This is a genomic window from Inquilinus limosus MP06, assembly GCF_000767795.1.
In the GTDB taxonomy this organism is placed as follows: Bacteria; Pseudomonadota; Alphaproteobacteria; order DSM-16000; family Inquilinaceae; genus Inquilinus; species Inquilinus limosus_E.
Genome location: NZ_JANX01000867.1, coordinates 1 through 1809, shown reverse-complemented (window position 1 = coordinate 1809; position 1809 = coordinate 1). Strand labels below are relative to the sequence as shown.

2 protein-coding genes and 1 pseudogene are annotated in these 1809 nt (G+C 71.1%); all 3 read right to left on the bottom strand.

Annotated features, from left to right (window positions below; genetic code table 11):
- Positions 1-530: pseudogene (locus P409_RS33385) on the bottom strand (apolipoprotein N-acyltransferase); the annotation flags it as partial.
- Positions 531-582: 52 nt separating this feature from the next.
- Entirely contained in the window at positions 583-1488 is a 906-nt protein-coding gene (locus tag P409_RS33380; protein WP_034848816.1) for a hemolysin family protein, read from the bottom strand.
- Positions 1489-1492: 4 nt separating this feature from the next.
- Positions 1493-1809, bottom strand: a 317-nt coding sequence (ybeY, locus tag P409_RS33375) for an rRNA maturation RNase YbeY (RefSeq protein ID WP_034848814.1), incomplete at its 5' end; no start/stop codon positions are given.

Below are 1809 nucleotides of genomic sequence, written 5' to 3'. Positions count from 1 at the left end.
AGGGTGGCTGCGGCGACGGTCAGCAGGCTGAGGCCGTAGATGCCGATCACCGAGACGCCCTGCAGCACGGGCAGCCAGCCGACCCAGGTATAGCCGACCAGGTTCCAGGGAAAGCCGGTCAGGACATGGCCGCGCAGCCATTCCGCCAGGGCCCAGGCGGCGGCCAGGGCCAGGGGGCCGCCCCAGCCGGCGCGGCGCAGCCAGTGAAAGCCGAGCCCCGCCAGGCCGGTGAAGATCCCCAGCAGCGCCGGCAGCCCGGCCAAGGCAAAGGGGATCAGCCAGAAGAAGCGTGGCAGGTCGACGGTCAGCGCCCAGGACACCCAGTACAGGCCGGGCACGAAGAAGCCGAAGCCGAAGGCCCAGCCGGTGAAGAAGGCGGCCCGGCCGCCGCCGGCGCCGGACAGCAGCCAGTACAGGGCCGGGAAGGCAATCCAAAGCAGCGGCGCGGCATAGAGCGGCGGCACCGACAGGCTGGCCAGGGCGCCGAACGCCATGGCGGCGCCGAAGCGCCGCCAGCGGCTCAGCCCCATCAGGCGGGCGGCGAAGCGGTCGATGGCGCCACCGGGCCGCGGCCCGGCTGCGTCAGCCAGGCTCGGCGCCGTCCTTGCGGCGGATGCGGAGGCGTTTGATCCGGCGCGGATCGGCATCGATCACCTCGAACTCGAACCCCTTGGGGTGGGTCAACAGCTCGCCCCGCGCCGGGATCCGGCCGGCGAGCGAGAAGACGAGGCCGCCGAGGGTGTCGATGTCGTCACGCTCGTCCTCCTCCAGCACCGCGCCGACCTTGGCCTCGAAGGCCTCGATCGGCAGGCGGGCATCGGCGATCAGCGTGCCGTCCGGCTTCTCGACCAGCTGCGGCGGCTCGTCGATGTCGTGCTCGTCTTCGATCTCGCCGACGATCTCCTCGACCAGATCCTCGATCGTGATCAGCCCGTCGATGCCGCCGAACTCGTCGATCACCAGCGCCATGTGCTGGCGCTTCTCGCGCATCTGCTGCAAGAGGTCGAGCACCGGCATCGACGGTGCGACGATCTGGACCGGCCGCAGGATCTCGGCCAGCGATTTCGGCGCGTCGCCGTCGCCGGCCCGGGCGCGGCTGAGGGCCGAGACCACATCCTTGACGTGGATCACGCCCAGCGCGTCGTCCAGATTGTCGCGATAGACCGGCATGCGGCTGTGCGCCTCGCGCGCCAGGATGTCCAGCACCCCGGGCAGCGGCGTGTCGACCTCGACCCCGACGATGTCGGCCCGCGGCACCATCACGTCGATCGCGCTGCGGTCGCGCAGCCGCAGGATATTGCCCAGCAGCACCCGCTCATGCTTGGCGACGGAGGCCTCGTCCTCGCCCTCGTCGCCGTCCTCGATCAGCTCCTCGATGGTCTCGCGCCAATCCTCCTCGCTCTTGCCGCGCAGCAGCCCGCGCAGCCAGCTGCGCAGCGGGTTCGCGTCGGAGGAGCGGGAAGGTCGGGCGGAGGAGGTGTCGGACATGGCCTCAGGCAGGGTGGGGCGGGGAATCGGGAGGATCGGAATACGGATCGGCGATGCCGAAGCGGGCGAGGACAGCGGTCTCGATCCGCTCCATCGCCTCGGCCTCGTCGTCGGTCATATGGTCGTGGCCCAGCAGGTGCAGGATACCATGAACCACCAGGTGGCGGGCATGGTCGGCGGGGGTCTTCCGGTCCCGTTCCGCCTCGGCCAGCACCGTCTCCAGCGCCAGCACCACGTCGCCCAGCACCAGCGGCGCGCCCGGGAAGTCGGGCTCGTCGGCCTCGGTCAGGGCGAAGGACAGCACGTTGGTCGGCGCGTCCT